Genomic DNA, 8,088 nt, shown 5'->3' on the forward strand with positions numbered 1-8,088 from the left:
AAGAAGAACTCGAGATCAGCTCACCTCACGTTCCGGCGGCGCCGGCTTGCCGTGAAAGCGGCCGCCGCGCAACCAGATTTTCAAGGCTTCCCAGTGAATGCCGGCGACCACCTTGAGGGTCATCAGCGGCATCTTCAGCACCTGCTTGATGATGGCGCGGTCGGTGAGCAGTACCCGCTCGCCGGCCAGCGTTGCATCAAGTATCGGCACCCCGTCCCGCGTCTCGTGGATCGCCACCCGCAGCCGCTCGCCGGGATCGTCGAGCGTGAAACGGTAGCGGCCCACGAGGTCGAAAAACGGCGACACGTGGAAGCACTTGTCCTTCTCATGCAGAAGGTCATACGGCATCGGCTGGCCGTCGGATGCGAGCAGATAGCAATGCTTTTCGCCGAAGGTATTGCGCACCTCGGCAATCACCGCCCGCAGGCTGCCGTCGCGGTGTTCGCAGTACCACATCGAGATCGGATTGAAGGCAAAACCGAACAGCCGCGGGAACGCCAGCAGACGAATCCGACCACCATCCAGCGTGATGCCCGCACCTTGCAACATGGTTTCCACCCAGCTGCGCAGCGCCCCTGGCTGGCCGCTGCCGTGATCGCGGTCGTGGATGGCCAGCAGGTTGAAGCGGTTGCGTGACAGCAGCCGCAGCGGCGCTACTGCTTCGTCGATCCGGTCGATATCCCAGACGATGTAGAACACCTGGTAGACGAAGCGGTACAGCGGCGCGATCAGCCGGCGGTGCATCACCCGGCTGGGGTACAGCGCAGCCGCGGGTCTATTGGTCATGGTTTGGCCTGCCGTCCCTGGCGCAACCGTGTCTTCCGTCGGAACGGCCGGCCCTGCCATCCCTGGCAGGGCGCGAACGGGGACGAATGTCTTGAGGACATTCGTCTAGATCCCGCTCGCCCAGCTCGGCAGACAGCTCGCATCGATGCCCTGCACCGCCCGCAATCCGGATTTCAGGCCGTCTTCGTGGAAGCCGTAGCCGGTCCAGGCGCCGGCCCACCATAGGCCACCGCGACCCTGGATCGCCGGCAGTTTCGCGTGGGTCAGCTTGCTGGCGGCGGTGTAGTGCGGGTGGTGGTAGACGATGTCGTAGATGATCTTGGCAGCCGCCACCGGCCTCTGCGGATTCAGAGTCACGATGTAGTTCACTGGCCCCGGAATGTGCTGCAGCAGGTTCATCCAGTAGCTGCCGGAAATGCGCTGGTCGTGAATCTCCGACACCGGATGGCTGTAGTTCCAGCTCGCCCAGGCGGCGCGGCGTTTCGGCAGGAAGCTGTCATCCGTGTGCAGCACCACGCGCGATTCGCTGTACGGAATGCCGGCCAGCACTTCGCGTTCGGCATCGCTGGCATCCGTCAGCAGGCGCAGCGCCTGATCGGAATGGGTGGCGCAGACCACGCGATCGAAACGCTGCTCGCCACCCGGCAGTTGCAGCAGCACGCCGTCGTCCGGCGCACGCCGAATGCCGAGCACCGGCGTGTTCAGGCTCAGGGCGCCCTGGTAGCGGGCCATCAGCCGCTTCACATAGGTGTTGCTGCCGCCGATGACCGAATGCCAGGTCGGCTGCTGGGTCGCGGTGAACAGGCTGTGGCTGTCGAAGAAGCGCATGAAATCGTCGGCTGGATATTCGGCAGCGGCCTGCGGCGAGCAGCTCCAGATCATCCCGGCCATCGGCAGCAGATAGTCGCGGCGCAGCGCCTGCGAAAAACCCTGGTCGTCGAGGAACTGACCCAGCGAGCCGCTCGGCAGGGTGCCGGCTTTCAGCAGCGCATTGCACTGCTTGTTGAGCTTGAGGATGTCCAGCAGCATGCGGATGTGGCCGGGCTTGAACAGGTTGGTCCACTGCGCGAACACGGTCCACATGTGGTCGCTGCCTTTCCATTCGTAACGGCCATCGCCGATCGATACCGCGAAGGACATGCTGGTCGGCCGGGTTGCCACTTCCAGCTCCTGGAACAGCGCGGTCAGGTTCGGATAGTTGATGCCGTTGTAGACGATCCAGCCGGTATCGACCGCGCCCGGCCCCTGCGGCGTGTTGATGGCGATGGTGTTGGTGTGGCCGCCGATGCGGCCGTCCTGCTCGATCAGCGTGACCTCGTGCTTGCGCGCAAGGAAATAGGCAGCAGACAGGCCCGAGATGCCGGAGCCGATGACAGCGATTTTCATGGGAGAAGCAGGGGTCCGTAGTCAGTGGCTAGTGTCTGGTAAATGGCGGCCCTGAGTGTGGCCTTGTCTGACCACGCGCCACCGACCACTAGCTACTGCTGTTACGGCTTAGGCGGAGCAGAGGATGCAGCGGCCTTCAGCAACGGCGACAACGTCGGCCAGACGGCATCGAGAATCTGCAGCTGCGCTTCGGTGCGCGGGTGGATGCCGTCATCCTGGAACCAGCGCGGCCGGTCCTCGGCGATCGAGGCCAGGAAGAACGGCATCAGCGGCGCCTGCTTGGCCTTGGCGGCATCGGCGAACGCGCGACGGAAGCGTTCGGTGAACACCGGGCCGTAGTTGTTTGGAATGCGCATCTCGAAGATCACCGGTTCGGCGCCGATTGCGAGGACGAGATCGGTCATCTTTTCGAGATTGACCCGCATCTGCTGCAGATCGAGCCCGCGTAGCCCGTCATTGGCGCCGAGTTCCAGCAGCACCACGTTCGGCTTGTGGCGGGCCAGCGCCGCCGGCAGCCGGGCCAGGCCACCGGCTGTGGTCTCACCGCTGACTGAACCGTTGACCACGTTCCAGGTCTTCAGGCTGGCATCAGCTTGAGTTCGGAGCTTCCGCTCCAATAGATCAACCCAGCCGCTGCGACTATCGACCCCGTAGCCGGCGCTCAGGGAATCGCCCCAGACGAGGACCGTCGGCGCGGCCCAGACACCGCCGGCCAACAGCCAGCCAGCCAGCATCAGGAATAGACGGAAAGGGAGTTTTGTACGCATGAGCGCAGATGCTAGCGATTTGAAATCGAAAGTGATCGTGGCTAAAAGCATCATTCAGGAGATCGTCAGTGATGGAAGTCGCATTGCGATCCTGAATGGCCTGGACTTGACCATCGCGGCTGGCGAATCGGTGGCCATCGTCGGCGCGTCCGGTTCCGGCAAGACCACTTTGCTGTCCTTGCTCGCGGGGCTGGATTCGCCGACCTCTGGCGAGATCATGCTGGCCGGCCAGCGGCTTTCAAGCCTCGATGAAGACGGCCGCGCCCGATTGCGCGCCGGCCGTGTCGGCTTCGTGTTCCAGTCGTTCCAGTTGCTGGCAGGACTGACCGCGCTGGAGAACGTCATGCTGCCGGCCGAACTCGCCGGCCGCGCCGACGCCGAAAAGCTCGCTCGCGACACGCTGAGCCAGGTCGGCCTCGCGGCGCGCACCGGCCACTATCCCTATCAGCTGTCCGGCGGCGAACAACAGCGAGTCGCCGTTGCCCGCGCCTTCGCCGCAGGTCCGGAAATCCTGTTCGCCGATGAGCCGACCGGCAATCTCGATTCCGCCACTGGCGCCAAGATCATCGACCTCCTGTTTGCCCTCAATCGCGACCGCGGCGCCACTCTGGTGCTGGTCACTCACGATCAGCAGCTCGCCGAGCGTTGCGATCGCGTGCTGCGCCTGAACGCGGGCCGCTTCGATGTCTGATTCCGCGGCTGTGCCGGCCAGCGCTTTCCGCTTCGCCCTGCTGAGACTGCGCCGTGGCTGGAGCAGCGGCGAACTGCGCGTGCTGGTGCTGGCGCTCGCCGTTGCAGCGGCTGCCGCGATTGCCGTCGGCCTGTTCACCGATCGCGTGCGCCTGGCGCTGGAATCCGGCGCCGGCGAACAGCTCGGTGCCGACGCGATCATCACCGGCCGCGATCCGCTGCCGGAAGCCGAACTCGCCAAACTGCGCGAGATCGGCGTCCGCATCGTCACCGTGACCACCTTCCCGAGCGTGGTCGCCCGGGTCGATGGCGAGCAGACCCAGCTGGCGACGATCAAGGCCGTCGAAGCCGGTTATCCGCTGCGCGGTGCGCTGCTGCTGAGCCGCGAGCCGTATGGCGCGACCGAAGTCGCGCCGCCACAACCGGCGTCGGGCGAAGTCTGGGTCGATCAGCGGCTGTGGACGGTGCTCGGCTTGAGTCTCGACGCTGGCCTGCAGGTCGGCAGCAGCACCCTGCGGGTCAGCCGCATCGTTGCCGAGGAGCCGGGCCGCAGCGGCGCCTTTGCCGAGCTGGCGCCTTCGCTGATCATCAATGCCGATGACCTGGCCGCCACCGCGCTCGGTGGCCCCGGCAGCCGTCTGCAGCTCAGCTACCAGCTGGGCGGCACGCGTGACCAACTTGCTGCCGCCGAGGCGCTGAAGCTGCCGGACAAATTCAAGTTCACGACCCCGGAAAACGGCCGGCCGGAAATCAGCAATTCGATGAAGCGCGCGCGCAGCTTCCTGAACATCGCGGTGCTGGCGACCATCCTGCTCGCCGCTGCGGCGGTCGCCTTGTCGGCGCGTCAGTACAGCACCCGTCTTCGCGATGAAGTGGCGCTGCTGAAAGTGCTCGGCGCGCGGCGCAGTTTCATCCGCCGGGTGCTGGTGCTGCAGATTGTGCTGCTCGGCTTGCTGGCCGGTGGTGTCGGTGCCGCGATCGGCGTTGCCGGGCAGGCGGTGCTCGCCAAGCTCGCCGCACCGGTGCTGAACATCGCGCTGCCGGCACCGGGCTGGTTGCCGCTGCCGGCGGTGCTCGGCCTGGTGCTGCTGATGCTCGCCGGCTTCGCGCTGCCGCCGGTGCTCGCTTCGGTGAACACCGCGCCGGTGCGGGTGTTCCAGCGCGCGGCCGATCCGCAACGGGGCTCGGTCTGGGGCTTGGTCGCGGCGATCGTCGCGATCGCTGCCCTGCTCTGGCTGCAGGCCGGCAATCTGAAGCTCGCCGGTTTCGTGCTCGGCGGCGCGCTGGCCACCGCCGGCGTGCTCGCGCTGTTCGCCTGGATTCTGGTCCGCGGTCTGGCCGGCATCCGTTCTCGGGGAGGCATCGCCTGGCGATTCGGCCTCGGCAACATCGCCCGGCGCAAGGGCGCGGCGGTCGCGCAGATCGTCGCCCTTGGTGTGGCGCTGATGGCGCTGCTGCTGGTCACCGTGGTCCGCGAAGACCTGCTCGCCACCTGGAAGAACAAGCTGCCGCCGGAAACGCCGAACCAGTTCCTGATCGGCATCCTGCCGGAGCAGCGCGAGCCGCTGCAGGCCTTCTTCAAGGCGCGCGGCGTGGCCACGCTCGATCCGGTGCCGATGGTCCGCGGCCGCCTGCAAGCCGTGCGCGGCCAGGACGTCACCGCCGACAGCTTCGACGACCCGGAAACCCGCCGCTGGATCAACCGCGAGTTCAACCTGAGCTGGACCAGCCATTTCGGCGAGGACAGCGCGTTCATCGACGGCCAGCCCTGGGGCGAGGAAGCGCGCGGCAAGCCCTGGCTGGCGGTCGATGACTACGCCGTCGAACGCCTGAAGCTGAAGCTCGGCGACAGCATCACCATCGACTTCGCCGGCACGCCGCTGACCCTGGAAGTGCGCGCGGTGCGCAAGATCAAATGGGACAGCTTCAAGCCGAACTTCTTCCTGGTCACGCCGCCCGGCGTGCTCGACGCCGAAGGCCTGAATCCGCCGCTGCAGTGGATCGCCAGCTTCTATCTGCCGCGCGATCAGCGGGCCTTGCTTCGAGACTTGATCCGCGAATTTCCGAACGTCACCGCGCTCGATCTCGATGCCGCGCTGAATCAGGTGCGGACCATCGTCGATCGCATCGTCGGCGCGCTGGAATTCATCTTCCTGTTCACCCTGCTTGCCGGGCTGATCGTGATGCTCGCGGTGATCGAAGGCTCGCGCGCTGATCGGGTTCGCGAAACCGGCGTGCTGCGCGCGCTCGGTGCATCGGCGCGGACCATCCGCCAAGGCCTGATCGCCGAGTACCTGGTGCTCGGTGGACTGGCCGGTGCGGTCGCGGCATTTGCTGCGCAGGCGCTGGCCTGGGTGCTGGCGGCGCGGGTGCTCGAACTGCCGTATGGCCCGCGGCCGCTGCTGTGGCTGGCGGGCACGATCGCCGGTGCGCTGATCGTCGCTGCCGCCGGTTATCTGAGCTTGCGCAAGGTGCTGCAGACCTCGCCGCGCAGCGTGCTCGCCGGGGGCAATGCGTGAGTGGCGACGCGCGCCTGCCGCCGGATGGCCTCGATGCGATCGAGGCCGAAGCCTGGGCCTTGCTGGAAGCGGGTGGCGGCTCGTTTCGGGCGCCGTTCCATGCCGGCACTTTGGGCACCATCGGCGATGACGGCCCGAACCTGCGGACGGTGATCCTCAGAGGTGCCGACGGCGCCAGCCGGCGCATCTGGTGCCACACCGACATCCGCTCGCCGAAGATCGCCGAACTGGCGGCCGATTCCAGAATCGCCTGGACCCTGTACGACGAAGCCGCGCGCCTGCAGTTCCGCGCCTGGGGCCGGGCCATCGTCCATCACGATGACGACATCGCCCGTGCCCGCTGGCAAGCCACGGTGCTGAACAGCCGGCGCATCTATCACGCCGTGGCACCACCGAGTTCGATCAGCCCGATCGCCACCGGCGGTCTGCCCCCGGAACTCGACGACGAGCGCTGGACAGCGGAATTCAGCGAGCGCGGCGCAGCCAACTTCGTGGCGCTGGAAACGCGGATCACCCGGCTCGAAGCGCTGTACCTGCATCACGCCGGCCACCGCCGCGCGCTGTTCCGCTACGGCGATGACGGCGCCTGCCTTACTGCGGACTGGCTGATTCCCTGATCAGAGTCTTGCAACCCTGATCAGGGACCGCGATCAGGCGATCTTCAGCTGCACATCGACATTGCCGCGCGTCGCATTCGAATACGGGCAGACGATGTGGGCGGCGTCGACCAGGGTCTTGGCTTCGGCGGCATCGAGGCCGGGAATGGTCACCGTCAGTTCGGCGGTGATCGCGAAGCCGGTGGCCGTCGGGCCGATGCCGATCGCGGCAGCCACCTGGGTATCGGCTGGCAGCGTCTTCTTGCTCTTGCCGGCGACGAACTTCAGCGCGCCGAGGAAGCAGGCCGAATAACCGGCAGCAAACAACTGCTCCGGATTGGTACCGCCGACGCCGGGGCCGCCCATTTCCTTCGGCACCACCAGCTTCACATCGAGCACGCCGTCATCGGTGACAGCGTGGCCATCGCGGCCTCCGGTGGCGTGGGCATGGGCGGTATAGACAACTTTGTCAGGTGCAGCCATGGGAAAACTCCTTCTGTAGGCAGGGAAGCCCTGCGAGAACAATGATTGCTGGATGACCCTCGGCCCGGCCGAGGCAGCATCCGCGGTTCACGACCCGGCATCTTTCGATACTGGGGACGTACCCCCGATATAGGGGGTGCGCGGGTCACGGGATAATCAAGACAATGCAAACGTCGCCAAAGTGCCGCCCGCTTGCAGTCCTATTTCATCGAACCCAATGCCCACCGTGCCCAGAATCCTGATCGCCCTGCTGTGCTTCGCCGCGTTCTCCACCTCGGCACTCGCCGATACCTGCCTGAATACCGACAAGGAAAAGTACGCCGACAACGATCCGCGCTCGTCCGACTACGGCAAGTGCAAGTCCACCGGCCCGGACAACAGCTACGGCTCGGTGACCGCCATCGGCAAGCAGATGGAGGGCATGCTGCAGCGGAATGCCGACGCCGACGCGCAGGCAGTTCAGCGATGACGAAAGAGCCTCGATCCACGAGAGCGATCGCGAACGCTTCGCTACCAGCCAGTACTCGATCCTTTGCGAGGTCGAGGCTTGCGTCGACAGGCCCGCGCCGTATCCGAACGCGAACACTACGCCGGAGCAGCAGCAGACGGTCCGCGAGGAGATCAAGGCCGCGATCGCGGGCGGCAAGTTGCTGGAAACCTACGGGGACAACAGCTACGCCAAGAAATGGCTCAGCGGCAGTGACCCGGTCGCCAACTGGAAGATGTGCGAAGTGGCGACGACGCTGACCCAAGCCTACGTCTACGGCAGCGGCGTGACCCCGGCCCAGAAGGACCCGGCCAAGGGTCTGGCGATCGCTCGCGCCGGGTGCACGGCCAACTGCGGCGGCACTTGCCTCGAAC

Annotated in this window: 9 protein-coding genes; 5 read left to right on the forward strand and 4 right to left on the reverse strand. The window is 66.1% G+C overall.

Translation table 11 applies throughout. The annotated features are described in order from the left end of the window. Window positions 1-15: 15 nt before the first annotated feature. From Q0D45_RS03865 to Q0D45_RS03875, 3 genes are all read right to left on the reverse strand, one after another. Window positions 16-846, reverse strand: a complete 831-nt coding sequence (locus Q0D45_RS03865; protein ID WP_293388791.1) for a DUF1365 domain-containing protein — start codon at window positions 844-846, stop codon at window positions 16-18. Between the two features lie 45 nt (window positions 847-891). After that, the gene (locus Q0D45_RS03870; protein ID WP_293388794.1) at window positions 892-2,172 is read right to left on the reverse strand and encodes an FAD-dependent oxidoreductase; all 1,281 of its coding nucleotides are present in this window, start codon (window positions 2,170-2,172) and stop codon (window positions 892-894) included. A 101-nt stretch (window positions 2,173-2,273) separates the two neighbouring features. After that, window positions 2,274-2,939, reverse strand: coding sequence for an arylesterase (locus tag Q0D45_RS03875; protein ID WP_293388797.1), 666 nt, complete (start codon window positions 2,937-2,939; stop codon window positions 2,274-2,276). Between the two features lie 19 nt (window positions 2,940-2,958). On the opposite strand from Q0D45_RS03875, the gene Q0D45_RS03880 reads away from it, so the two are divergent. Genes Q0D45_RS03880 through Q0D45_RS03890 form a run of 3 tightly spaced genes read left to right on the forward strand, consistent with a single transcriptional unit; the run spans window position 2,959 to window position 6,765 of the window. Further along, window positions 2,959-3,630, forward strand: a complete 672-nt coding sequence (locus Q0D45_RS03880; protein WP_366946340.1) for an ATP-binding cassette domain-containing protein — start codon at window positions 2,959-2,961, stop codon at window positions 3,628-3,630. After that, entirely contained in the window at window positions 3,623-6,148 is a 2,526-nt protein-coding gene (locus Q0D45_RS03885; protein WP_293388802.1) for an FtsX-like permease family protein, read from the forward strand. The genes Q0D45_RS03880 and Q0D45_RS03885 overlap by 8 nt, the downstream gene beginning before the upstream one ends. Continuing rightward, window positions 6,145-6,765 carry a pyridoxamine 5'-phosphate oxidase family protein gene (locus tag Q0D45_RS03890; RefSeq protein WP_293388805.1) on the forward strand — a complete coding sequence of 207 codons (621 nt, stop codon included), beginning with the start codon at window positions 6,145-6,147 and terminating at the stop codon, window positions 6,763-6,765. The genes Q0D45_RS03885 and Q0D45_RS03890 overlap by 4 nt, the downstream gene beginning before the upstream one ends. Window positions 6,766-6,798: 33 nt before the next feature. Here Q0D45_RS03890 and Q0D45_RS03895 read toward each other — a convergent pair whose 3' ends face one another. After that, entirely contained in the window at window positions 6,799-7,227 is a 429-nt protein-coding gene (locus Q0D45_RS03895; protein WP_293388808.1) for an organic hydroperoxide resistance protein, read from the reverse strand. Window positions 7,228-7,453: 226 nt separating this feature from the next. On the opposite strand from Q0D45_RS03895, the gene Q0D45_RS03900 reads away from it, so the two are divergent. Both Q0D45_RS03900 and Q0D45_RS03905 read left to right on the forward strand, forming a co-directional pair. Beyond that, the gene (locus Q0D45_RS03900; protein ID WP_293388810.1) at window positions 7,454-7,696 is read left to right on the forward strand and encodes a hypothetical protein; all 243 of its coding nucleotides are present in this window, start codon (window positions 7,454-7,456) and stop codon (window positions 7,694-7,696) included. Continuing rightward, window positions 7,662-8,088: hypothetical protein (locus tag Q0D45_RS03905; RefSeq protein ID WP_293388812.1), on the forward strand; the 427-nt coding region annotated here is incomplete at its 3' end. The genes Q0D45_RS03900 and Q0D45_RS03905, both read left to right, overlap by 35 nt.

Source organism: Nevskia sp., from assembly GCF_023266035.1.
Taxonomy (GTDB): Bacteria; Pseudomonadota; Gammaproteobacteria; order Nevskiales; family Nevskiaceae; genus Nevskia.